This window comes from Rhodohalobacter sp. 614A, assembly GCF_021462415.1.
Taxonomy (GTDB): domain Bacteria; phylum Bacteroidota; class Rhodothermia; order Balneolales; family Balneolaceae; genus Rhodohalobacter.
In genome coordinates this window covers 699,478-725,530 of the sequence record NZ_JAKEDS010000002.1, presented here as the reverse complement: position 1 = coordinate 725,530, position 26,053 = coordinate 699,478, and the positions used below count along the sequence as shown (strand labels likewise).

The 26,053-nt window shown below is 42.2% G+C and carries 19 protein-coding genes; 6 read left to right on the top strand and 13 right to left on the bottom strand.

Annotation, left to right across the window (positions count from 1 at the left end):
- Positions 1 to 373: 373 nt before the first annotated feature.
- Both L0B18_RS11845 and L0B18_RS11840 read right to left on the bottom strand, forming a co-directional pair.
- On the bottom strand, positions 374 to 2,320 hold the full coding sequence (locus L0B18_RS11845; protein WP_234571992.1) for a RagB/SusD family nutrient uptake outer membrane protein: 1,947 nt from the start codon (positions 2,318 to 2,320) through the stop codon (positions 374 to 376).
- A gap of 18 nt (positions 2,321 to 2,338) precedes the next feature.
- Entirely contained in the window at positions 2,339 to 5,413 is a 3,075-nt protein-coding gene (locus L0B18_RS11840; protein WP_234571991.1) for a SusC/RagA family TonB-linked outer membrane protein, read from the bottom strand.
- Between the two features lie 317 nt (positions 5,414 to 5,730).
- Between L0B18_RS11840 and L0B18_RS11835 the strand changes: the two genes are divergently transcribed.
- Positions 5,731 to 6,804, top strand: coding sequence for a LacI family DNA-binding transcriptional regulator (locus tag L0B18_RS11835; protein WP_234571990.1), 1,074 nt, complete (start codon positions 5,731 to 5,733; stop codon positions 6,802 to 6,804).
- Between the two features lie 120 nt (positions 6,805 to 6,924).
- On the opposite strand, the gene L0B18_RS11830 is transcribed toward L0B18_RS11835, so the two are convergent.
- Both L0B18_RS11830 and L0B18_RS11825 read right to left on the bottom strand, forming a co-directional pair.
- Complete coding sequence (locus tag L0B18_RS11830) at positions 6,925 to 7,230, bottom strand: hypothetical protein (RefSeq protein ID WP_234571989.1); 306 nt, start codon at positions 7,228 to 7,230, stop codon at positions 6,925 to 6,927.
- A 276-nt stretch (positions 7,231 to 7,506) separates the two neighbouring features.
- On the bottom strand, positions 7,507 to 8,655 hold the full coding sequence (locus L0B18_RS11825) for a hypothetical protein (protein WP_234571988.1): 1,149 nt from the start codon (positions 8,653 to 8,655) through the stop codon (positions 7,507 to 7,509).
- A gap of 420 nt (positions 8,656 to 9,075) precedes the next feature.
- Between L0B18_RS11825 and L0B18_RS11820 the strand changes: the two genes are divergently transcribed.
- On the top strand, positions 9,076 to 9,657 hold the full coding sequence (locus tag L0B18_RS11820; protein ID WP_234571987.1) for a sigma-70 family RNA polymerase sigma factor: 582 nt from the start codon (positions 9,076 to 9,078) through the stop codon (positions 9,655 to 9,657).
- A gap of 30 nt (positions 9,658 to 9,687) precedes the next feature.
- A complete protein-coding gene (locus tag L0B18_RS11815) occupies positions 9,688 to 12,492 on the top strand; it encodes a serine/threonine-protein kinase (protein ID WP_234571986.1) in 2,805 nt (934 codons plus the stop codon).
- Between the two features lie 214 nt (positions 12,493 to 12,706).
- Here the strand turns inward: L0B18_RS11815 and trpB are convergent, their stop codons facing one another.
- The 8 genes from trpB to L0B18_RS11775 all read right to left on the bottom strand — a co-directional run bounded on the left by trpB (position 12,707) and on the right by L0B18_RS11775 (position 20,665).
- Positions 12,707 to 13,897, bottom strand: coding sequence for a tryptophan synthase subunit beta (trpB, locus tag L0B18_RS11810; protein ID WP_234571985.1), 1,191 nt, complete (start codon positions 13,895 to 13,897; stop codon positions 12,707 to 12,709).
- Positions 13,898 to 14,022: 125 nt separating this feature from the next.
- Positions 14,023 to 14,688 (bottom strand): phosphoribosylanthranilate isomerase, encoded by a 666-nt coding sequence (locus L0B18_RS11805; protein ID WP_234571984.1) that lies wholly within the window; start codon positions 14,686 to 14,688, stop codon positions 14,023 to 14,025.
- 3 nt (positions 14,689 to 14,691) lie between these two features.
- On the bottom strand, positions 14,692 to 15,513 hold the full coding sequence (trpC, locus tag L0B18_RS11800; protein WP_234571983.1) for an indole-3-glycerol phosphate synthase TrpC: 822 nt from the start codon (positions 15,511 to 15,513) through the stop codon (positions 14,692 to 14,694).
- 2 nt (positions 15,514 to 15,515) lie between these two features.
- Complete coding sequence (gene trpD / locus L0B18_RS11795; protein ID WP_234571982.1) at positions 15,516 to 16,553, bottom strand: anthranilate phosphoribosyltransferase; 1,038 nt, start codon at positions 16,551 to 16,553, stop codon at positions 15,516 to 15,518.
- Between the two features lie 15 nt (positions 16,554 to 16,568).
- Positions 16,569 to 17,153, bottom strand: coding sequence for an anthranilate synthase component II (locus L0B18_RS11790; RefSeq protein WP_234571981.1), 585 nt, complete (start codon positions 17,151 to 17,153; stop codon positions 16,569 to 16,571).
- Between the two features lie 191 nt (positions 17,154 to 17,344).
- Positions 17,345 to 18,334, bottom strand: coding sequence for a tryptophan--tRNA ligase (gene trpS, locus L0B18_RS11785; RefSeq protein ID WP_234571980.1), 990 nt, complete (start codon positions 18,332 to 18,334; stop codon positions 17,345 to 17,347).
- 40 nt (positions 18,335 to 18,374) lie between these two features.
- Positions 18,375 to 19,844 carry an anthranilate synthase component I gene (trpE, locus tag L0B18_RS11780; protein WP_234571979.1) on the bottom strand — a complete coding sequence of 490 codons (1,470 nt, stop codon included), beginning with the start codon at positions 19,842 to 19,844 and terminating at the stop codon, positions 18,375 to 18,377.
- A gap of 206 nt (positions 19,845 to 20,050) precedes the next feature.
- Positions 20,051 to 20,665, bottom strand: a complete 615-nt coding sequence (locus tag L0B18_RS11775; protein ID WP_234571978.1) for a hypothetical protein — start codon at positions 20,663 to 20,665, stop codon at positions 20,051 to 20,053.
- Between the two features lie 335 nt (positions 20,666 to 21,000).
- Here L0B18_RS11775 and L0B18_RS11770 point away from each other — a divergent pair, with 335 nt between their 5' ends.
- From L0B18_RS11770 to L0B18_RS11760, 3 genes are all read left to right on the top strand, one after another.
- Positions 21,001 to 21,480, top strand: a complete 480-nt coding sequence (locus L0B18_RS11770) for a YybH family protein (RefSeq protein ID WP_234571977.1) — start codon at positions 21,001 to 21,003, stop codon at positions 21,478 to 21,480.
- A 101-nt stretch (positions 21,481 to 21,581) separates the two neighbouring features.
- The gene (locus tag L0B18_RS11765) at positions 21,582 to 23,042 is read left to right on the top strand and encodes a phytoene desaturase family protein (protein ID WP_234571976.1); all 1,461 of its coding nucleotides are present in this window, start codon (positions 21,582 to 21,584) and stop codon (positions 23,040 to 23,042) included.
- Between the two features lie 44 nt (positions 23,043 to 23,086).
- A complete protein-coding gene (locus tag L0B18_RS11760; protein ID WP_234571975.1) occupies positions 23,087 to 24,796 on the top strand; it encodes an ABC transporter permease in 1,710 nt (569 codons plus the stop codon).
- 176 nt (positions 24,797 to 24,972) lie between these two features.
- Here L0B18_RS11760 and L0B18_RS11755 read toward each other — a convergent pair whose 3' ends face one another.
- Positions 24,973 to 25,992, bottom strand: coding sequence for a Fe(3+) ABC transporter substrate-binding protein (locus tag L0B18_RS11755; protein WP_234571974.1), 1,020 nt, complete (start codon positions 25,990 to 25,992; stop codon positions 24,973 to 24,975).
- Positions 25,993 to 26,053 lie beyond the last annotated feature (61 nt).

Sequence of the window (26,053 nt, the reverse complement as noted above, 5' to 3'; positions counted from 1 at the left end):
GGTATGGAAATGAGTGGAATTTTGACAAAGATATGTTGTTTATTATCGATGCTGAGAAAAAATAAAGCAAGGGTGAAAATGAAGAAAAAATACAGAGAACGGACACCCCACTTTCTAAAAGAATCAGCCTTCAAAAAAACCGGATAGATTCCGGAATATCTTCAGGTAAATATACCAATTACCTGAACGCTGACTTGAGACTATACAGACATGTTATGGTAAATATATTTTTCCGGATGTGATGATCCTGCTATTTCATACGGAACAAGATCTAAAAAAATGGAAGTGGCCTACACATAGAAGACCACTTCCAAAACGTATCCACCATTATTATTCATTTAACACCGGTATTACCTGGTTAAAAAAATGACTATCAGTATCCCGGATTTTGATATGTATCTTTTTCAGCCGCACTCATATCAAGGGCATCCAGTTGACCTTGTGGAATCGGCCGTAAATAATGGTAGGGTTGAATAGAACGGGTTACCGTTTGAGGAGTATGATCTCCATAATTGTCGCCCGCAATTTCATAGCTACCGGCAACTTCTTCCCATTTTTGGGTACGAATCAGATCATACCATCGGTATCCTTCCCCGAAATATTCACGAGAACGTTCCTCTAAAATATAATCGATGTCAATTATCGAGGGTGTTGCAGCTACCATTTCTGCGCTGTTGTCTTCTATTCGCTCTTCATTTTCGCTATTGTCCCAGCGCCACATTCCTGCGCGTGCACGAATTACATTAATCAGTTCTCTGGCACTTCTGCTTCCTGTCGCACCTTTCACGGCTGCTTCTGCAGCTATAAAATACAACTCAGAAAATTTAGCAATATTGAAGGGACGTGTGCTGGCCGCATTCGGTTGCCCCAGCCCATTGCCACTATCGGTACGGTAAACACCAAGTTTCCAAAGACCCGGGTATACCCTTCTGCTTATATCATTTGGACCAATAACAAAATCCGGCCTGCCGGGCAGTACTCCTGCTCCTACATTAGCACCTTGTTCGGGTGGAAGCGAATAATCTATTGGGGTAGCTGGCTCTTCATCCAAAAATGTAAGAATTGGATCTCCGCCTGCTACTTCCATACCGTTTGCGTTATATACAGGCCCTGATATGGCCGGTTCTACATCAATATTAGACCGATAGACCGTTGTGAAAGTACCGTCATAACGAGAATCATTCGTCTTATCATCAAAGGTATTGGTAATGGCTCCGATGGTAGGGCTCATCCGAATCCAAGGACGTCCGAGAGGTTGTACTGCTTCCCGGCGAACAGATTCTATATCACCCAACCATTCTGTATTTGAAGAGCTACTTCGCAGAACGGTATAATTCCAGGTCATCATCCAGACAGCAAAATTATCAGCGCCTCCTCCGTTTGCATACGTAAGGCTGGAATCGTTGTAATATTCACTAGTCTCGGTATGATCGGCATACAACAGGATTTCGCTATTTCGATCATTTGGAGCCCAGTTCACATCGTAATACGTATCCTGCAGGGCGAATGGGCCCGGATTGTCGATAGCTGTAGTTGCCACATCATACGCTTGTTGAAAATACCATTGGGCGTCATTTCCGTCAGGATCGGATCGGCTGGTCTCCGGATATGTCGGGATGTTATTGGGATTCTGCAGCCACCATCCAAATGTCAGGTACGCTTTTGCCAGGTAAAGACGTGCCACCGTTTTGGTGACGCCACCCGTAATCCGTGGATTATCCGGAAGATCATTTACCGCTTGCAGCAGATCCGGAAATATGGCTTGAGTATAAACCTCCGGCACGGTATTACGAGAAGAGACTCTTACAGGATTGTCGTTGAACGCCAGTTCTCCCGCACCCAAATCCAGGGGAACTCCGCCGAATGTTTGTACAAGCATAAAATAGTCGAAGGCACGGAAAAAGCGGGCTTCGGCAATCAGAGCATCAGAAATGCCCACGGTTTCACCATTCTCAATAATTCCGTTAGCTGTGTTGATATTGTTAAACGAGTTTCCCCACAATACATCAGCACGGCTGGTTTCAGGAGTAATATCTCCCCGACCGGAAATATCCATAACCAAGAAGTTCTGGTCTGCACTTTGAGCGTACGTCGCTTCATCTGTACCGGTTTGAGTGGTGTTGTAAAAGTAGGCATTTCCATAAATATAGCGCAGGTGTGCGTACATTGATGTTAACCCGCCTCGGACACCTTCTTCAGTCTCGAAAAAACCCGGTTCATAAACGCTACGTGGCTCCTCATTCAAAATATCAGTGCAGGACGCTATCAAAAACGCCAGGACAGCGGTTCCTAAAAAAGATTTTATTTTTAAACGTTTCATTTTTTTCCTCTCAAATATTTAAAATGTAAAGTTAATGCCTAAAAGGTAGTTGCGTGTAGCCGGAGAGTTCGTACCTACTGTCAACAAACGGCTTGGATATACCTCGGTTGTGGCCGCATTTTCATCACCATACGAATTGGTTTCCGGATCCATACCTGTTTCACTGTGAAATGGTGAAAACAATACAAATGGATTTTGTACCGTAGCATAAATCCGTAACCCGCTGATTCCGGCGTTTTGTAACCAATTGCTCTGACTGAAGTTATACCCAAGTGTGAGAGTACGTACTTTCAGGTATGATGCATCAAACTGTGCAAGAGTTTCTCCATGTTCGGGGTTGTCTCCACTGGTAATACCGCCGGGTGCAGGATAATCGGCATCTGTATTTTCTGGGGTCCAATAATCTACATCTACATTATTTCTGCGCCCGCTCAGCATATTGAGATACCCTGATGCAGAATGAAGCGTACTGATGAGAATGCCGCCACGCTGAAAAGCACCAACTACATTCAAATCAAATCCTTTATATGCCACACGCGTATTGAAACCTCCCAGAAAATCGGGTTCCAGATCAATGACTTGCCGGTCTTCCGGACCAATAGCCCGTACGGGCTCGCCATTTTCGTTGTATTCACCGGTATATTCAACTTTAATCATACCTACATTGCCTCCCGGTTCCAGAATATCCAGGTAGGGATCACCCTCTTGCCAAAGCCCAATTTTTTTGTAGCCGTATATAACATCAATGGGATGTCCAACGAACCACCAGTTACTTTCATCACGTTCCTGGTCTGAAGCAAGTGATACCAGTTTATTTCGGTTGCCGTAAACGTTGATTCCGGCTTCCCAAGACCAGCCGTTTAGGTTTTCCAGAATAACACCATTAAGTGAAAGCTCTAACCCTTTGTTTTGCGTCTCTCCAATATTTGCCGTGTAACTGCCTACACCCGAGGTACCGGGCAGATTTACTCCCAGCAGAATATCTTTCGTACTTGTTACGTAATACTCTATGGTACCAGACAATCGATGATTCAGAATCGCGAAATCCACTCCATAATTCCATGTTTCCGAATACTCCCATCCCAAATTAGGGTTTGGTAGCTCAGACACATAATACCCGGTATCATAAGTATCCGGACCAAAGTTATATGGCCGTGTAGCTAAACGACCAAGAGTGGCGTAAGGAGCTATGGCCTGGTTGGAAGTTTCTCCATAACCTGCCCGCAGTTTCAACCTGTCAATCAGCTCTACATCCTCCATAAACGATTCGTTGCCAACATTCCAGCCAACAGATATAGCAGGATAGGTATGCCACTGATGTCCTTCCGCCAGTCTTGAGGAACCATCAGATCGTAAAGTAGCTGTAAACATGTAGCGATCATCATAGATATACATGATTCGCCCCATCCATGACATCAAACCACTCTTCTCATATTGTTGCTCCCCAGGATCAATCGTCTTTTCCCCTGCCGCATGTCCCAAATTGTAGAACTGAAAAGCGGAGACCGGGATATCTCTTGCGGCCATGTATGATCGGTTATACTTATTCTCTTCTGCAGAGTATAACCCGGTTAAATTCACCTCATGGTTTTCTGCAAAAATACGATCGTAGGTTACGATATTTTCAATAATCCAGTGATAGGTATGTGAATTACTGACTGATGCCGTTGATTCGGTTTCGGGATTGGTACTGTTGATTCCCTGTCCTTTAAATTCTCCGCCATTACTCTGGCGAAAATCCAAACCCAGGTTCGCACGATATGTTAAACCTTCAATTCCCGGAATATCCAGCTCACCATATATAGAATTATATGTAGCATAACCCCTGGTTTCACTTAACCACAAGTCATCAATATCCTCCAAAATCTCTTCTGAATATAACCACTGTTCATCATCCGGCATGTTGATGGTTCTTTTCCAGGATCCATCATCGTTATAGGGATCTGCAATAGGCGACATACTTAAAATGCCGTACAAACCTACTTGAGAGCCTTCCGTAATGTTGTAATTATTGTTTGAATTGAGACCAAAACGAAAATATTCTCCGATCTGCTGATCGATTGACCCCCGTAAAGAAATCCGATCGTACTTTTGGGTGGGAACCACTCCTACATTACTGTAATATCCAACGCCAAAGTTATAGCTTCCCTGATCGGTTCCACCGGCAACAGCTATATCGTGGCTTGTCACTACACCATTTTGGTATAATAAGTCTTGCCAATCGGTATTAATATCATTGGACTCATCAGCTCCATTTGTAGGGTAGTCTTCGGAAGCCTCTCTCAGAGCCACAAATTCGGGACCATTCATCATGGGATATTTGGAAAAAACAGTGTTGATGCCCGTGTAGCCATTATAACTTATCGTTGCCCCTTCCTGGCCTCTTTCTCCCCTTTTTGTTGATACCAGAATGACACCATTCGCTCCCCTTGAACCATAAATAGCTGTTGCGGAGGCATCCTTCAAAATGTCTATGCTCTGGATGGAGTTGGGATTGATATCGCTGATGGATCCTGAAAAAGGGATCCCATTCAACACTACCAAAGGATCATTGCTGGCCGTAAGCGACCGTGTACCACGAATGCGGATCTGCATTGAAGATCCCGGTTTAGAAGATGTTTGCGAGAATTGAACCCCCGGCAATCGACCTTGCAAAGCGTTAGTAATATTGGCAGATGGCACTTCTGCCACAGCATCCCCACTTATCGAGGCTACTGAACCTGTTACTGCCTCTTCCCTCACTGCACCGTAACCTACTACCACGAGCTCTTCGCCTACAATTGCCTGTGGCACAAGTAAAATATCCAGATTACTCCTCCCGGCAATAGGCTCTTCCAGTGTTTCATAACCGATGTATGAAAACACAAGAGTATCATTCTCGGAAGGAACTACAAGCGAAAATTCTCCATCTACGTTACTTGTCGTTCCAATATCAGTGTTTTTCACAATAATATTCACTCCTGGAAGCGCTTCCTCATTGTCTGAAGAAAAAACGGTTCCCTGAACCGTAAAATCTTGTGCAATGGCGATATGATTCACCAACACTCCCATACATAAAAAGCATAAAAGCTTTACTGTATATCTCTTTTTCATCCTGATGTCCATTAATTGGTTAAAGTTAGGCTCATTGTTGCATTCGAATGGCAATTGCCCTTGAAAAATATGAAATCACAAGATTTGCGCAATCGTTTGCACATATCTAAAAATTAAAGAATATTTATATTGATCTCCAAATTTTGTAGATCATCTAAAAAAAACAGCTAACTTTATTCTGAACCTTTCGAAGCGATTTGGTTTGTTCACGCTTTTTTATTGTCAAACTTCTATTTTCAATACGTATGGAGTTTATGTTTTTTATTCAGATACAATCGTCTTCATCGATTCAAGTAAATTTAATTTCATAACTACGGTTGAAGAAGAAAAAAAAGACGACCATTTCGGATATTGCCAGAGAATTGGATACAACACCTTCTACTGTTTCCAGAGCTTTAGGCGATCATCCCAGAATCAGCGATTCCACAAAACAGGCTGTATGGGAAATGGTTGAAAAGCTAAACTATCAGCCTAATAATATTGCCTCTGCCCTCCGAAAAGGTAAAAGCAATATGATCGGCGTTATTGTTCCTACCTCCGACCGCCAGTTTTTTGCCTCGTTTATTCGCGGTATTGAGGAAATTGTAAGAGAAGAGGGATACAATCTGATAATTTGCCAATCGGATGATCAGTTTGCCAAAGAGAAAGCCGGGATCGACACTTTGCTAAATGTTCGTGTTGACGGAATTATTGCATCCGTAGCAAAGGAGACTACCGATATTTCGCATTATGAAAGAATAAAACAGCAAGGAGTTCCTCTTGTACTTTATGACAGGGTTATTGAATCATTGGATGTGAATCTTGTCGTCTCTGATGATTGTTTGGGTGCGTATAAAGCGGTTACCCATTTAATTGAACAGGGGTGTAAACGTATTGCCCATTTTGCAGGCAGGCAACATATTCATATTTATCAGAACAGGCTGAGGGGATATATACAAGCTCTCAAAAAACACAATTTACCTGTAGATGAAGATCTCATTATTGAATCAGATCTAATCAAAGATACTTATAGTATTTTACAAACCGGCCGTCAGTTGGGTGAAAAGCTTTTGCAAATGTCTAATATGCCCGATGGCATTTTTTCTTCCAGTGATTTTGCTGCAATTGGAGCAATTCAGGTTTTTAAGGAAAACAATATCGAAATACCGGATCAAATAGCACTGGTCGGTTACAGTAATGATTTTTCTGCATCGGTTATTGAACCGGCTTTATCATCGCTTGATCAACATACCATTGGCATGGGCAATTTAGCTGCTAAACATTTCCTGGCACAGATCGGAACAAACCCGGAAGATTTCACACCACAAAAAACTAAGCTGGAGCCAAACTTGATCATTCGGGAGTCTTCTTCCAGAAAAAAAGTGGCTGAAAACCAGAAAAACCTCGGTTAAACGGTTTTTCACATAATCATCTCCCGACTATTGAAAACCTGCTTATTGATTGTTAAGATAGGGTCCGGGCCTTCTCGTATAGCTCTTCTTCGTGACAAAAGCGTCTGCCATTTTCTGTTTTCACTCATGTAGGCGGAGCCTTATAGCAACCTCATCGTAGCTCAGACTGATCATATCGTTGGGCACCATTTCCGATGTAATCAGCGCACCAGGCGGCACGAGGATAACCCGAAGAGCGGCAACATTTATGACATCCTCATTAGCTGGAATTTGGGTTCCGTCAGGATTCCTGAGCAAAAGTACAATCGCGCCATTGCCAAACGCCGCTACAATACTGTACTGCTCATCGCCTACCAATATGTACGGTGCCGGTGCAGGCCACCACACATTAGGTGAAACGTCAAACTTGAGGTAAAAAAGGACCACTCCTTCTTCTTTTACTTCGTCGGAAATGTTAAAGACCTCGTCATAGAAGATGTTAATCGATCTCGCTGAGCCCGACCACTCGAGATCTGTGAAAAGGTATGATGTCACGTTTGCTGAACCGACTGCCCCTTCTTCTCCCCGTGGCCCTTGCTTACCTGACTCACCTTGTGGGCCTGTCGGCCCCACGGGTCCTTCACATGAGATAACTCCCGTTAGTACAATTGCAATAATAGATATGAATTTAATTTGTCTGCTGAACATTTTACTGAATATTGTTTATTGGATCTTCGTTGTTTCGTTATGTCCTGGCTCTCCCAAAAAAGCACGCCAGGCTTCGGTCTCGCCATTCGGGTTTGTACCAGTTCCCACAATCACCATGCCGTCATCAGAAATACCGAAAGCCGCTGAAAGTGTCCATCCGGATAAATTCAGATTATATTCATTCTCCAGTACATCTTGCAGATTTTGCATCCCTTCCGACTCTGTCCAGATGAACGCTTCGTTGCCAATTGAAGAATTTCCTCTGCCTACTACTATTGAGCCGTCTTCCGAAACATCGTGTGCAAGACTGGAATAGGTGCCGCCGGCTAAATCCCCAAGACCTTCAATATCGCCGCGAACCCAGCGGAAGGCTTGATTTCCATTTGCAGAATTACTTCTCCCAACCACTACCGCCCCATCGGCTGAAACAGCGTAAGCATTGGAATTCAAATCGGCACCGGGCAAACCACTCAAACCGGCCATTATCTCATCTTTCCATCGAAAGGCTTCAATCTCGTTATACACTGTTCCCCACTGTCCGTAGCCCACAACAACAGAACCATCTGCAGAAATATCAGAAGCAATGGAAAGAAAATCTCCACTTGGAAAATCTCCCAGCCCGGTCATAATGCCATTTTCCCAGCGAAACGCTTCTGTGCCATTTGCAGAAGAGGCAAGGCCCACCACAATACTTCCATCGGCTGATACGCCGCGTGCGTCTGAATACTCAATGTCGATTTTCAGTTGCCCCAAGCCTTCCATAACTCCCCTCTCCCATCTGAAAGCTTCAATTTGTGAGGGAAAATCACCCAGAGTTCCGGTTCCAATTATAACTGAACCGTCGGCGGAGACATCACGGGCAACGCTGTAAAAATCTCCTCCGGGAAGGTCGCCCAGCCCTTCCATTTTACCATTTTCCCAGCGAAATGCCTCTGTACCATTTGTGGAACTGCTGAACCCAACTACGACAGAACCATCTGCCGATGTTGATATTGCAGAACTCTGAAAATCACCTCCTGATAGATCTCCTAACCCTTCGAAAGTGGCCTCCGGCTTCGGAGCCGGATCAGATGGATCTGGTGAATTATTTGAATCTGTAGGCCCCTTGCAGGCTACAAAACCTGCCAGTATAAAAATGACACTAAAACTGATAATCTGTTTCATTTGTATTTATTTCACTATTCTTTGTTATAATTTTAGTTTATAGAAATTTTGAGATTAAGCTCTTCAGTTGGTTCGCAAGAGTCATTCGTCAAATCCAATGCCATCAGTTTTAAAAAAGGGAGACGTTGATTCTTTTTGGTCTCATCATTTTCTTACGTATAGTGATTTGAATTTCAGACTTGTTTTGATTCTATAATCTTGATTGATTCAACAGAAATTGGAACTATTCCAGGTTCATGCTGTTAGAGTGAATTCTTATTTAGTCAATCAATTTCTAATACACTTTCTGAATCTTTTCAGTCCTCACTGATGAAAATTCCGGAGATCCAGAGATAGTGTTTATTATGAACACGAAAGACCTACCAAAAAAGTGACAAATCGATGGTTTGCCAGGATACTAACTGATTGAAATAGCAAAGCATGAATAGTACAGGGGATATCACAGGGTGGTTAAATCAGATTCAGGAAGGATCAGAATCAGCTTTTAATAAACTTTTCCCACTAGTCTATGACCGCCTCAAACTTTTGGCTCAACGCCAGATGAAGGGGCAGTCGCCTGACCATACCTTTTCAAAAACTGATTTGGTTCACGAGGTATATTTGAAGCTCACATCTCAAGAGACAATGTCGCTGAATGACCGGGCTCATTTTTATGCCGTAGCCTCACAGGCCATGCGCCATGTTCTTATCGACCATGCTCGAAAAAAAGGAGCCCAAAAAAGAGGTGGTAAGAAAAATGAGGTTACCTATATCGATGAAATTATAAGTACAGAACACCAAACAGAAGAGGAATTAATACTAATTGATGACGCGCTGGGTGAACTTGAAAAATTTGACGACCGGTTAGCAAAAATCGTTGTTTACCGTTACTTCGGAGATATGAAAATCAATGATATTGCTAAGGTATTAAATTTATCAGCACGCACGATTAAAAGAGATTGGGTGACTGCAAGGGGATGGTTATATCAAAGACTAAAAAAACAGTATCTCCCTGTAAACTAGATGTATTTCACTCATCTGCAGTAAAAAACCTTGCATTTTCTATTAGATGGAGATCAGATGGAAGCGGAACGCTGGCAGCGTATTAAAACTATTGCCCATAAAGCTCTGACACTTACGGATACTGAGAGACAGAATTATATCACAAATATTTGTGGGAATGATCACGAACTGCGGAACGAAATTCTTCAGCTTTTAAAATCCATCCGAGAATCTGAAGAGGAAAATTTTTTGGCTGAACTTGAAATTAGTGAGGATACGATTTCCGAACTTTACAATCAGTTTCAAAAAATCTCATCGAGAAATAAAATGATTGGAAAAAAAATCGGGCACTATCAGATCACTGATCTTGTGGGTACAGGAGGTATGGGAAGTGTTTTCAAAGCAGAACGTTCGGATAGCCAATTCCATCAGGAAGTGGCTGTTAAGATGATCCGAAAAGAAGTTGAGAGTGAAGATAATATCAAACGATTTCGGATAGAACAGGAAATTTTGGCACGTCTTCATCACCCAAATATTTGCCGTCTATATGATGGGGGAATTACACAAGAAGGCACTCCTTACCTGGTTATGGAATTTATTGATGGTATCCCTGTTGATGAATATTGTAACAAATACCGGTTGACAACAGACGAACGTATTGAACTCTTCAGGACTATTTGCTCGGCCGTTCAGTATGCACACGGTAACCTGATTGTACATCGAGACTTGAAAGCACAAAATATCTATGTAAATCAAGATGGCATTGTTAAAATACTGGACTTTGGAGTGGCAAAACTCCTCGACCCGGCCTTTACGGATATAGACCTTTTGGAAACCCGGACCGGGCAGAAATTCTGGACCCCTCAATATGCAGCACCCGAACAAATCAAAAACGAAACCATAACGGTCACGACAGATGTTTATGCACTTGGTGTTTTACTTCACAAATTGCTGACCGATACTTATCCGCTGGATGTAAGCGGGATGGAAATTTCTGCTATTGAAAGAACCATATTGGAAGGTGTGCCGATACTACCCAGCCAATCTCTTAAAAATGGGCCTCCTCAAAAGATTGCCAAACGAAGAAAGACGTCTCCGGCAGGACTTCGCAAAAAGCTTTATGGTGACCTTGATGCTGTAGTTCTGAAAGCGATTCGCAAAGAACCCAACTATAGGTATAATTCAGTAGAACAACTGCTTGAAGATATCGATCGATATCAAAAGCGATTGCCACTTTTTGCCCGAAAAGGAACGATCCGGTATAGAGTAACAAAATTTACCAAGCGGCATAAAACGGTTCTTACAACCATCATGATTATTTTAGCCGCAGTGGGAAGCTTCGGGATTTATCATATCTATCAAATAGAAAAGCAGCGAGACATTGCTCAACAGGAGGCCAAAAAAGCAACACGGATCAAAGAGTTTACAACCACACTTTTTAATGCCAGTAATCCCTACTATGAAGAAAACATTGGGAGAACTGTTACGGTAAATCAGCTTCTTGAGGCCGGTATTTTAAATATTGAAACCGAGCTTGTTGATGAACCCGAAATTTATACAGAAATGCAAACTGTAATAGGCAAAGCCCTTATCGGGTTAGGTGAATACGAACAAGCGAAAGAGTTGATTAATAAATCACTGGAAAAAACCATTGCGTTGTATGGAGAAGATCATCCGGCAGTAGCTGAAAACATGACTCTGATAGCCCGTCTGGACCGGATACAGGGAGAATATGAATCTGCTCTTGTTTGGATGAATAATGCCCTGTTGATCAATGAAACCGTACATGGAAAAGAATCTCTTGAAGTAGCGAATGGATACTACGAAATAGGATTGATTTACAGCAATAGCATGAATTATGAACATGCGGCTAAATATTTGATTCAGGCTTTGCAATTGTATGAAAAACTTGATGCAAAAAATGATTTATCGGCCATCAATACACTCATAAGCCTGGCCGGTATGCAGAATAGACAAGAACTTTTTGATGAGGCAGAAATCAATTTGTTGTCGGCTGAAGAAAGGCTTCGAGAAAAGTATGGGGATAACCATCTACAATTGGCAAATGTTTATAATTCGCTTGCTTTGTACTATTCAGACCGTTCAAATCTTGCAAAATCTGAGGAGTACTATCAAAAAGGGATAAGTTTAAAACAACGATTGTTGGGAGAAAATCACCCACAACATATTCGAACATTTAGTTCATACGGTCTGCTTCTCTACCGGATGGGAAAATACGAGGAATCGGGAAAAATGCAGACTGATGCCCTTCAGCTGTTTGAAAGAAATGCTTTAACAGACAGCCTTGATTACGTTGCCATTATCAACAGACTAGCACTTGTAAAAGCCGCAACCAGTCAGTTAACCCAAGCCGTGGATCTTTACAATGATGCACTTTCTATCATGGATAATTACCTGGAATCCGACCACTCTGAAATAACGGTCGTTCTCTATAATCTGGCTGATCTGTACTATAGAATGAATGAACTTGAACAAGCCCATACACTCTTTGAAGAAGTTGTTGAGCGGGATAAGAAAGTGTTAGGAGACGATCACTCAGAAATTGCAATTGATCTTGTAAAATTAGCTGCCGTAACCAGAGACCAGAATAATTTTGTACAAGCTGAACAACTGTTTTCTGAAGCAGAATCTATTATTACGGACAAATTTACACCCGATCACTATAGAACCGGAGAGTTTTATATGGAATATGGAAGGCTAAAAATGATGAATATGGAAACTGAAGGTGCTATAGATCTATTTGAGAAAAGTCTTTCAATATTTCAAGAAAATTATGATGAGAGTCATGAAAAAGTTGTACAAGTGAAGGAGTATTTAACTCAAATAAAACTGTAGCTGCAAATAAACAATATGTTTTAAAATCAGCTAGATTTCATAGCCGCAAAAATCAGAATAGATCAGGCGGAACAGGATTACATCTTTCATTCTGGTCCTTCTGAAATACCGTTATGTATGAAAAAGAGCCTAAAGACCTGACCTCAAAAGTGGTGAGAAAGCTGATAAAGAGCTAACCTCAGCTAAACTGATTATATAACAACATTCTGAAATCTTACTGAGAAAACCACTCGGATATTGTTTTCATGTCTTTATCTCCACGACCCGAACAGTTTACTATAATAATCTCGTCTTTCTGAGTCATCGGCATCAACTTCTCGAGATATGCAAATGCATGTGCACTCTCAATGGCAGGAATAATTCCTTCTTTTCTTGAGATCAATTCGACCGCTTCCATTGCTTCGCTATCAGTCACAGCGTGATAATGAACTCGTTTCGAATCATGTAGATAGGAATGTTCGGGGCCTATGCCGGGATAATCCAATCCGGCACTGATGGAATGGGCCAGTTGAATTTGGCCCTCATCACTTTGCAGAAGATAGCTTAGAGAACCGTGTAGTACACCCGGAGTCCCTTTGGTAAGTGTTGCTGCCGTCTGGTTCGTATCCGCTCCCAAACCTGCGGCTTCAAGCCCGATCATTTTTACGTCTTCATCTTCAATAAAAGGATAGAAAAAACCGATGGCATTACTTCCGCCGCCCACACACGCAACAAGATAATCCGGCAATTTCCCTTCAGCTTTTCGGATCTGATCTTTGGTTTCCTCGCCAATTACCTTTTGAAAATTTCGGGTCATCATAGGATATGGGTGCGGCCCGACCACCGACCCAATGATATAAAACGTATCGTCCACATTCGTCACCCAATCGCGAATTGCTTCGTTTGTGGCATCTTTCAAAGTCTTTGAGCCACTTTCTACCGATCGAACCTCGGCACCGAGCAATTGCATGCGATCAACATTTAGCTTTTGCCGCTCCATATCTTCAGCCCCCATGTAAATCACACAATCGAAACCGAATTTTGCGCAAGCAGTTGCCGTGGCTACACCGTGCTGACCTGCCCCGGTTTCGGCAATGATCCGGCGTTTACCCATTTTCCTGGCAAGCAAAAGTTGGCCAATCGCATTATTAATTTTATGGGCTCCCGTATGGCATAAATCTTCTCTTTTGAGATAGATTTTGGCCTTGCCGTAATAGTCAGTGAGACGGTTTGCGAAAGTCAGCTTTGTCGGCCGGCCAACATATTCCCGAAGCAGATCATGATACTCCTTCTGAAAAAGAGGATCATTTTGAGTCTCTTCATAAGCAGCTTCCAATTCATCCAGAGCCGGAATCAAAATTTCGGGGACAAACTTTCCGCCATAATCGCCAAAGTAACCTGTTTTTGTGGGTGCTGTGTATTTCATTTAGGTTTTATTAAGTCATGAGGAGATTGCCACAGTCGCAGTGCTCCTTCGCAATGACCAAATAAATTAAGTCATTGCGAGCAGAGCGAAGCAATCTCCAGTCTATTTATCACTATAAAATTATCCTACGATTCTTGTTCTTCCCAGATGTCTCGCATCACATCAAAGAACGTTTCAATTTTATCAAAATCTTTGAGACCGGGTGCTTCCTCCAATCCGCTGGAGAGATCTACCACATCCGGAGATACTTTTTTAATAGCCTCTGCAACATTTCCGGGATTCAATCCTCCAGAAAGAAAAAATGGTTTCCCCAAAGATAAATCCTGTATTAACGACCAATCAAAAGTCTGACCGGTTCCACCGTAGAGATCATCAATTTTCGTATCAAACAAAAAGTAATCGGCTGAATTTTTATAGGCTTCAATTTCAGACACCAAATCCCCGGAGTTTGTTTGTTTGGTGATATGAAAAACTTTAATCACAGGAAAATTGATCATATCGCAATATCCCGGTGATTCATCGCCGTGGAGCTGAACCAAATCGATTCCTGTTCGCATTGCAATTTCATTCACATCATCCAACGGCTGATTCACAAAAACGCCAACTTTTTGCGGACCTTCAATCCAATTGATAATAGCGCCGGCCTTTGCCGGTTCAATATACCTGGGACTTTTATCGTAAAAAATGAATCCGAGATAATCAGCAAGAGCACCCGATGCAAACCGTGCATCCTCCAGAGTTGTTATGCCGCAAATTTTAACTTTTGTTCTTTTGTTTGATGAATCACTCATAAATCAAACTTCCTCTGTGGAAATATCTCTGGATTTCAATTCTTCAAACTCCTCTAAAAAGCTTCTTAACCCCGCTCCAATATCCGGTTGTTTCATAAAATGCTCGCCGATCAAAGCAGATTGAATTCCGTTTTTATACAACTTCAGTAAATCATCCGGATTATGTATTCCACTTTCAGAGACAGTTACGACCTCATCGGGGGCCAATTGCAAAAGTTCAATTCCGCGATGCAAGTTAACTTCAAAGGTTTTCAGGTCACGGTTATTTACACCTAAAATTTCAATTCCCTTCCATTCCAGATTTTCAACTTCCTCACGCTCATAGCATTCAACCAATGCATCTAATTCAAACTCTTTTGCCGCAGCAAGAAGCTCAGAAAGTTGACTTCCTTCGTACATCGTTACGATCAAAAGTACAGCATCTGCACCGTAAGATTTTGCTTCTTTTATTTGATACGGATCTATGATGAAATCTTTGCGCAGCAATGGAATCGGACAATCTTCTGAAACAGTTTCAAGATATTTCAAAGAGCCTTTAAAAAATGGCTCGTCTGTCAATACAGAAATGGCTGATGCCCCATTTTCGACATAAGCCTCCGCTATTTTTTTCGGATCAAAATCATCCCGAATAATACCTTTGGAAGGAGACGCTTTTTTTATCTCGGATATGATTGAAACTGAATCTGTTTTCAATGCTCCGGCAAAATCCAGCCTTTCCTTCTCATATCCGCGAAGGGATTCCAAATCACGAAATGAAATTTCTCGCTTACGTTTCTTGAGATCCTCGAAGGTTTGACCCGTAATTTTTTTTAGAATATCAGCCATATCTATCCCGCTGCAATCGCTTGTGATTCTTTAATAAACTGATCCAGCTTTTTCCCGGCTTCACCGGAATCGATACTTCGTACGGCCATCTCTTTCGCTTCTTCGAGATCATCTGTAATATTGGACGCCCGGATGGCAAACAATGCATTCAGTTCTGCAATATCCCGCTGTGCTTTTGTTGATTTTCCTTCAAGCACATTCATCAGGATTTGAGCATTTTGTTTTGCATCTCCTCCAAGAAGAGAATTATGATCCGTTTTTTCATATCCCAGGGAAATGGGATCGAAAGTCACGGAATCACCGCTCAGATGGGTTTTTAGTTCAAAAATTTCGCTTTGAGACGTTGTGCTTACCTCATCCAAACCATCATGTGCATTGACGGTATAAGCATTTTCTGTGTGTAAATTTCCGAGAATTTGGATCATTTTCTTTGCCGTCTCCTTATTAAAAGCTCCAATCACCTGGCATTTCACATTTGCCGGATTAACGAGCGGCCCAAGAATATTGAAAAATGTTCTCATTTTTAAAGCGCGGCGTGCGGGCATTACGTATTTCATCGCCGGATGAAAATTTGGCGCAAACATAAATGCCATTCCCGTTTTATTGAATAACTCTTCTACCTGCTTTTTTTGAAGATTCGGAACGGCTCCGAGAAGTTCAAGAACATCATAACTTCCGCTTTTGCTGGAAACACTCCGGTTTCCATGTTTTAAAACGGGAACTCCGGCCCCGGCAACAATGAACATCGCTGTTGTAGAAATGTTAAATGTACCGGATTTGTCGCCACCGGTACCGCATAAATCCACCGCATGTTTGGTATCCACTTCAACCGGAACGGCAACAGAACGCATCTCCTGGACGAATGACGTGAGTTCAACAACCGTTTCTCCTTTCATTCTCATGCCAAGTAAAAAAGCAGCAATTTCTTCGTCGGATATATCCCCATGCAGAATAAGCTTCATAGCCAAAGAAGCCTCATGATCTGTCAAATGATCATGCATAGAAATTTTTTCAAGTATTTCTGTAAATGATTTATTCACAATGCGTAACGTTTATTAGGCTTTTACTTTTTGATATGAAGACTTTAACCAGTTCTTTACAATTTTCGGCCCTTCAGTTGTCAAAATACTTTCGGGATGAAACTGAATTCCTTCAATTGGAAACGACTTATGACGAACTCCCATGATCACTCCATCTTCTGTCTTTGCTGAGATCTCAAGATCATCAGGAATCGTTTCCGGAGCCAATACCAAAGAGTGATATCGCGTTGCTGTAAATCCATCTTCAACCCCTTTAAAAACTGATTTTCCATCATGAAAAATCTCGGATGTCTTCCCGTGCATCAAACTTGGTGCGTATACCACTTTGGCACCGAATACATCGCCAATGGCCTGGTGACCAAGGCAAACGCCGAGTACAGGAATTTCAGGTCCAAGTTCACGAATTAAATCTTCAGTAATACCGGCATCTTCGGGTCGGCCCGGCCCCGGTGAAATCAAAATTTTATCCGGGTTAAGTGCCTTCACTTCTTCGACCGACATTGCATCGTTTCGAATTACCTTGTAATCGTCTGTTTCCGTCGCAACTATATGCACAAGGTTATAGGTAAAAGAGTCGTAATTGTCGATTATCAATATCATTTAGTATCGAGTATCAAGTAGTAAGTATTGAGATTTTCTGTAAGGAGATTTGATTTCTGCGTTCATACATATAAATGGAATTCAAATTTAACATCTACAATCAATGCATAATTACAAGGATTGAGAACAACGAATATGAGTAGAACGTATCTTGATACTTGATACGGAGTACTCAATATTCAGTATCTACATCATTTAAAACTTCTATAAAGTCCTGTGTTTGATCGTATCGGTTCCATAACGGATTCTGCGCGTTCACGTGCTTTTTTTCCGCCTTCTTTTAGTACATCGTGGACATAATCCATGTCCTTTACCAATTCTTTTCGCTTTTCACGGGCTTCGGAAAAGTAACCCGTAATCATTCCCAATAATTCTTTTTTGGCATGGCCATATCCATATCCGCCCGCCCGATATTTCTCGGCTATTTCTTCCCTTTTGTCATCTGCGGCAAAGAGTTTAATCAAAGCAAAAACGTTGCAGGTTTCGGGATCTTTTGGCTCTTCCAGCGGAGTTGAGTCCGTTTGAATGGACATCACTTTGCTTTTCAGGGATTTGCCTTCATCAAAAATCTGGATGGTGTTATTATAAGATTTACTCATCTTTCGGCCGTCAATTCCCGGGACAACAGCAACACTTTTCACAATATATTCCTCGGGCAATTTCAGAAGTTCTGCATCAAAAGCGCGATTCAGTTTTCCAGCAAGGTCACGGCAGATCTCAATATTCTGTTTTTGATCTTCCCCAACCGGAACCAAATCGGAATGATAAATCAGAATATCGGCGGCCTGTAATATCGGATAACTGAACAGGCCAACATTCGGTTGCAATCCCTGGGCGACTTTATCTTTATAAGCCACACCTTTTTCCATGAGTGAAACCGGTGCTACGCAACCCAGAATCCAAGCAAGCTCTGTTGTCTGCGGTACATCTGATTGGGCAAAAAAAGTACACTCATTGGGATCCAATCCCAGAGCCAAATAGTCAAGAACAACGTCGAGTGTGTACTGCCTCAGCAATTCACCATCATTGATGGAAGTAAGTGTGTGGTAGTTCGCAAGAAAATAAAAAGCATCTCCCTCCTTTTGCATTCGGATATGCTGCCTCATGGCTCCAAAATAGTTGCCGATATGCAGTTTTCCGGAGGGTTGAATTCCCGATAAAATGGTTTTCTGATCACTCATGGTTTACATCAAAAATTTAACAGCTTAAGTTAATCAATTTCTAAGTTGTGATTTCAAGTGCAACGCTTAATGCTTCAACTAAAGCGCCGGCTTTGTTTTTCGTTTCTTCAAATTCTTTTTGAGGATCACTGTCGGCCACAATTCCCGCTCCCGCCTGGATGTAAACCCGATCTCCTGTAACCAGCATCGTCCGGATAGCGATACAAGTATCCATATTTCCAGAAAAATCGAAGTACCCGACTGCACCGGCATAAGGTCCGCGTTTGGTCGGCTCCAGTTCATCAATGATTTCCATAGCCCGGATTTTTGGCGCCCCGCTGACCGTACCGGCAGGAAAACATTGCATAAGGGCATCAACCGAATTTCTGTCATCTGCGATTTTTCCTACAACATCGGAGACAATATGCATGACGTGAGAAAACCGCTCAATGCTTTGGTTTCGTTCTAAATGAACGGTGCCGGATTTGCATACACGCGAAAGGTCGTTTCTTCCCAAATCAACCAGCATAATGTGTTCAGCAATCTCTTTTGGATCTTTCTTCAAATCTTCTTCAAGAGCTAAATCTTCCTCATGGGTCTTTCCACGCGCTCGTGTTCCGGCGATGGGCAGAAGCCTTACTTCCGATTCAGTTACGCGAACCAAAACTTCTGGAGACGATCCAACCAGGGAGAATCCATCAAAATCGAGATAAAAAAGATAGGGTGACGGATTCACCATTCTTAATGCCCTGTAAAGAGTAAAACTGTCGCCTTCGAACGGAACTTCAAACCTTTGGGAGAGAACAACCTGGAAAATATCGCCTTCATAAATATATTCCTTTCCCTTTTGCACCATGGAATGGAATTTATCCTGATCCATATTGCTCGAAAGATTTTTTGCATCCAGATTAAATGCCTCACCCTTTTTTACCTGACGTACGGCAGAGTTCTCCATTCGATCCAAAGCCTCAATTGCTGAATCGTAAGCCTTCTTTAGATCCGTTTCTTCATCAACAAAAATCGTTTTCATTAAAACAATTTGCTGCTTCACGTGATCAAAAGCATAGACCTCATCATAAAAAGACCAGATGGCTTCGGGCGTATGAAGATCGTTTTCTGGTACATCCGGCAGATGTTCAACATCGCGTACGGTATCATATGAAGAAAACCCGACAGCACCTCCCGTCAACCTGGGTAGTTCGGGCAATTTTGGCTCCGTATGCTGATGTACCAGACGATTTAACGCATCAAAATAGGATTCCTGAAGTAGCGCTGTTTCCTCTTTTTGGGGATTAATAAGCTTTACATTTTCATCATCCACATAGAGAACCTGATACGGATTGCAGCCAATAAATGAGTATCTCGCCAAATGCTCTCCACCTTCAACAGATTCGAGAAGAAATGGATATTTTGCCCCTTCGCGAATGGAAAGAAAAAGGGAAACGGGCGTTAAAATGTCGGCCAGCATTCTGCGCGATACCGGGATCGCTGAGTATGTCTTGGCAAGTTTTGAAAAAGTTTTAAATGTCATATGTCCAAAAAAAAACCCACTCCAGAGTAACTGCAGTGGGTTTTAAAATTCGTTCTGTGTATGGTTTAAATCATAGTGATTCCACTGCCAAAGTATGTTTGACCGCGCCACCACCAAATGTTATTTGTTAAACCATTTTTCATCATGAAGGAAAACTATCAGTTCAGTTTTTTAAATGCAACTTCACTTTAAAAAATTTTAGAATATTATCTTCGAAACCAGGATGGATTTTTTTCAATGAATTTCTGGATGAGAGATTTTATAAAGAAATGTCTTTGCTTTCTGATATACATCCACCCTGTAAAACTAATCACAAATGCTCCTAATGCATTCACAATCATATCCCACATGGTATCTGTAAGTCCGGATGGATCCGTAAACATTTCTTTTTGCATGTTTAAACCGAACACCTGATCCATAAAAAACTCATAGATTTCCCAGATTGTACCAATCGATACGGCAAATACAAAAGCGAAGAGCGCTATGAAAGCTGCGCTCATTTGAAGCTCAACATGTTTACTCTCATTTAAAATATAAACCATCAGAAACCCTACAATTCCCATCATGAGTCCGGCGGTGGTGTGTAAAGCGATATCCCACCACCAGATTCTTTGATAAAACTCTTGTACTTCTCCAAGATAGAGCGATGCAAAAACAAATATGACGGCCATAAAATGGAATTCCGCCGGCAACTCTAAATCCATTTTGCTTTTGAAAAGAGATGGAGCAAAAAGTGTAATTATAATTAGTGAAACAAGGAAAAGTGACAGCCATTGTGTTTCATAAAGCAGATAGGCCCATTCGATCGTTAAAATAATCATCAATATCCGGATGAAGATCGTATGGATCTGATGTTCATTTTTATTTATGGCAGGAGATTGTTTTGGATGATTATTCATTCCGATTATTTAAATGGTGCAGTAAAAAGTAATGAAGAATCGTTCTAATAAAAAAAACCACTTCTTTGCGGAAGAAGAAGTCAAATCCGAAATGTTTTTAAAAGATCACTCGAGAACTTAGAATGTCTTCTGTTGATTTGTTTCCAACTCCTCGAATCAAAAAAATCGAGATTATACCATTTTCTGAAACCAAAAATGCGTATTTGACTTGAAAGAATTATAACTTTCATTCACAATCTCTCAGATTCCCGAATTCTATGAAAGAATCCTTATATATATTCTTCGCCTTTATTTCGCTGGCTTCTTTAATCAGTTGTGAAAATGATACAAATACGCCTGAAGATTATGATGCCGTACAAGCAAGCTGGGAAACATTTGGGCAGAATTGGAATGATTTGAATGCTGAAGGATGTATGACCATTTTTTTTGATGATGCGATTATGATCCCGCCGCAACTTCTTGAGCTTGAAGGGAAACCTGCCATTCAGGAATTTTATCAAGACCTCTTTGATATGAACCAGAGTGCCGAGTACGATCACGTAACGGAATCCATCAATTTTTCGAAAGAACAAGCCATTGAAGTTGGAAGCTTTTCAATAAAATGGATCTCTACCGAAGGTGATTCTTCAACGTTTTGGGCCCGATCAATGATTCACTGGGAACGAGATCAATACGGAGATTGGAAAATCAAAAAACTGCTGTTTAATCATCCTCCTTCTTCGCAAGCGTCGGAATAAATTCGAATTCTTTCTCTCCTGAATTCCCGGCAAATGGTCTATAGCTTTGGTGAATCATTTGTATCTTTCAGGCCGTTAAGATTCAAAATGATTGTAATCCATTGCCACGAAAAGATTCTTCTTATGATGCTGTTGTTGTAGGCTCGGGACCCAATGGTCTCGCCGCCGGTATCCGGCTTGCACTTGAAGGCTATTCCGTTAAAATATTTGAAGCGTCGGAAACTATTGGTGGGGGAGTGAGAACCGCAGAATTGATAGAACCTGGTTTTTTTCACGATATCTGTTCTGCCATTCATCCAATGGCCGCTGCTTCCCCATTTCTCAAGAAGTTGCCTTTGGGAAAATTTGGGCTGAAATGGATTCATCCGATTCACCCGGCAGTCCATCCGCTGGACGACCAACCCGCCGGAGTTTTGTTTAACGACTTACAGGAAACAGCATTTCATTTGGAGGATGATGCGGATTATTATCGAACGCTGATGAAGCCGATCCAAAAAAACTGGGATGGTTTGAGCAAGGATTTTTTAGGTCCGTTATCGTTTCCCAAAAATCCTGTTCAAATGGGTTTATTCGGATTGAAAGCACTTCAGCCAGCCACGAGGTTCCAGAAAAAATTCAAAACAGATCGGGCAAAAGCATTGTTTGCAGGAATGGCTGCTCATTCAATCCTCCCACTTGATGAAATAGCTACCACAGCAATTGGCCTGGTTTTCTTCGGAACGGGACATACCGGTGGCTGGCCTATGCCCGAAGGTGGTTCTCAGTTGTTGGCAAATGCAATGGCAGGATATTTTAAATCTTTAGGCGGCGAAATTGAAACGGGTTTCCAGGTTGAGTCGCTAAAAGAACTGCCCGATTCAAAAGCAGTTTTGTTTGACCTGACACCGCAACAGGTTTCGCTAATTGTTGGTGACCAATTTCCATCCTCATACAAACGGAAATTGCGAAAATTCAAAAGAGGTTCCGGAGTTTTTAAGGTTGATTATATTTTAAAAGAACCCGTTCCCTGGAAAGATCCTGAATGCCGGCGGGCAGGAACCGTTCATCTTGGTGGAACTTTTGCTGAGATCGCCGCTTCTGAAAAAGAGATAGCAAATGGAAATCATTCCGATAACCCGTTTGTACTGGTTGCCCAGCAAAGTTTGTTTGATAAAACCCGAACACCGAATAAAAAGGAAACTTTATGGGCATATTGCCATGTACCGAACGGTTCCACAAAAGATATGACCGACATCATTGAAAACCAGATTGAACGGTTCGCCCCCGGTTTTAAAGATGTTATTGAGAAGAAAGTCACAATGAATACAAGTGATTTTGAGGAGTACAATGCCAATTATATCGGTGGAGATATTAATGGCGGACGGCAGGATATCTGGCAGCTTTTCTCAAGACCTGTCAACTGGATAAACCCTTATGCAACTCCGGCTGACGGTATTTATTTTTGTTCTTCTTCAACCCCTCCGGGAGGCGGAGTTCACGGAATGTGCGGTTATCATGCCGCAAACCTCGTTCTGAAAAAAGAGTTTGGAAAATCTTCTTCGGAATGGAAATTCAGAATTTAATTTTCTTCTCTATCAACAATCCAATCACAAATGAAACCATTTAAATGATCCGAAACATTGTTGAGATGACGAAGAACAGTGATTTCTGGCCAAAGACTGGTTCCATCAAATCAGAATCGGGCTGGTGGAACGCTCTCACCATTTTTGCAGCGTTGATGGTTTCCATTCCGGTTCTAACAGTGGCTGCAAATATTTTTATCCCGAGCGGTGATATCTGGCAACACCTCGCCTCAACAGTTCTCCCCGACTACATCAAGAATTCATTGATTCTCATGATTGGTGTCGGAACCGGAGTCTTTATTCTGGGCGTTGGAAATGCCTGGCTGGTTACCATGTGCCGATTCCCCGGCAGCAAATATTTTAATTGGCTGTTGATACTTCCCATGGCTGTTCCGGCTTACCTGATGGCCTATACCTACACCGATTTTCTTGCCTATACAGGTCCCCTTCAAAATATGATTCGTGATATCACCGGCTGGGGACTTGGCGATTACTATTTCCCGGATGTGCGTTCCATTGGCGGGGCCATTATCATGATGTCGTTTGTCTTCTTCCCCTATGTTTATTTAATCACGAGGGCAGCTTTTTTGGAGCAATCGACGTCCCTGCTTGAAGCGAGCCGGAGCCTTGGTGCTACACCTTTTCAAAGTTTTTATAAGATTGCACTGCCTCTTGCACGTCCATCTATTGCAGCCGGCATGGCATTGGCTTTGATGGAAACTCTCAATGATTTTGGTACGGTTGATTATTTCGGAGTTCAGACATTTACAACGGGAATCTACCGAACCTGGTTTGGTTTGGGAGAACGGGCCGCTGCCGCTCAGCTCGCCGCTTTTCTGTTGATTTTTATTCTGTTTCTGATCCTTCTCGAAAGAAGAAGCCGGAATAAAATGAAAATGAAGCACGAAACCACCGGTCGTTTTAAACGGCTCTCCGTTTACCGGCTAAATGGGTGGAAAGCATGGGGTAGCACCATTTTTTGTACTATTCCGGTACTGATTGGTTTTGTATTCCCGACGATGATTTTGACGGATATGATGATCGCCAACTTCGATATTGCCGTTGATTCCCGCTTTTTTGAATTCAGTTTTAATACTATCCTGGTTGCTCTCATTGCCGGGTTTGTGGCGCTTGCGGTTGCGTTGATTATGGCTTACGGCGTTCGGTTGAATCCAAACTTGATCACCCGGACAGCAACAAGAATTGGCTCTATGGGTTACGCTATTCCGGGATCAGTGATTGCTGTCGGAATCCTGATTCCCTTCGGCTGGACCGACAATACAATTGATAGCTGGATGCGTGATTCATTTGGAGTTTCAACCGGACTGATTTTAAGCGGAACCATTTTCGCCCTGATCTTTGCCTATGTGGTTCGCTTCCTCGCTGTGGCTTACAACACGGTTGAAGCGAGTCTTGGAAAAATAACCCCAAGCATGGATGAAGCGGCCGAAGGGATGGGATATAGTTTCAGAAAAATATTAGGCAAGGTTCATGTACCGATGATGTCAGGAAGCCTGTTTACAGCCATCATGCTTGTAATTGTAGATGTTATCAAAGAGTTGCCGGCAACAATCATCGTCCGGCCATTCAATTTTGACACTCTTGCCGTTCAGGTCTATCGGCTGGCTTCAGATGAACGACTGGGAGAATCGTCAGGCGCTGCACTGGCTATCATTCTTGTTGGACTTGTGCCCGTTTATATCCTGAGCCGATCCATTGCAAAAACGAGGAAAGCCGAAGAAAAGGAAACTTAATATGATTCATCGGATGAGTGAGCCAGCTAAGAACGAATTCTTTGTCTAAAACCTCATCTGACGAATAGGCCTGTTTAGACATGGTATTTTTTCGACACGATGCTGAATGTACAGCAATATTTCCATTGGGATCAATCCGATATTTTTTAGCAAAAAAACATGTCTTAAGTCAAGAGCTACCTCCACCCTGCCCGATCCATTACACGGATAGCCGTTGGATTATTGATACCATACATTGCCACATTCACTCCATCCGTATCAAAATTGCCGAACTGGCCCAAAACTTCGGGAAGTTCCATCGTGGTTAAAACAGGAAATTCATTGTTGGCAATTGCATAATATTGCTGGGCTTCTTCAGTAGCCAGGTATTCAATAAACCGAATAGCATTTTCTTTATTTGGTGAATTTGCTGCCACACCTGCTCCACTGATATTCACATGAGCCCCACCATGCTCATCCGCAGGAAAATACATGGCAACTTGCGAGGCCACTTCACGATCTTCCTCAGAATCTGATCGTATCAAACGAGCCAAATAGTAGTGATTTACAATGGCAATATCACACAAACCGGCAGCCACAGCCTGGATCTGATCGGTATCCCCACCTTGTGGAGATCGTGCAAAATTATTGACCAAATTTGTTGCCCACTCTTCTGTTTCTTCTTCTCCATACGTTTCAATCAGAGAAGCAACCAAAGACTGATTGTAAATATTGTTGGACGACCGCATACAAATCCTTCCGTTCCATTGGTCATCTGCAAGTTCCCAGTATCCTTCCAGATCAGTTGTATCTACTGCCTCTTTGTTGTAAACAATTCCGCGCACCCGCTTCGACAATCCAACCCAATATCCCTCGGGATCATGCATCTGGTCGTTAATCGTTTCACTTAAGTAATCGGATTCAAAGGATTGGAGAACACCGGCCTCTTTTGCTCTCCACAAGCGGCCTGCATCCACCGTAATGACCACATCGGCCGGACTGTTAATTCCTTCATTATTAATTCTTTCGATCAATTCATCACTGGATCCTTCAATTAAATTGACTGCAATTCCAGTCTTTTCTGTAAAATTTTCGTAGAGTTGAAGATCCGTATCGTAATGCCGCGATGAGTAAATATTCACGACTTCTTCATCCGAGCATGAGATGAAAAAAAGGAAACCGGCGATGATAAAAAGAATGTGTCTGTGCGTAATCATTAGTGTAATCTGTGTTTTCTAATTTGGATCAATTCTAAATAATTCATCCATCAGAATCAAC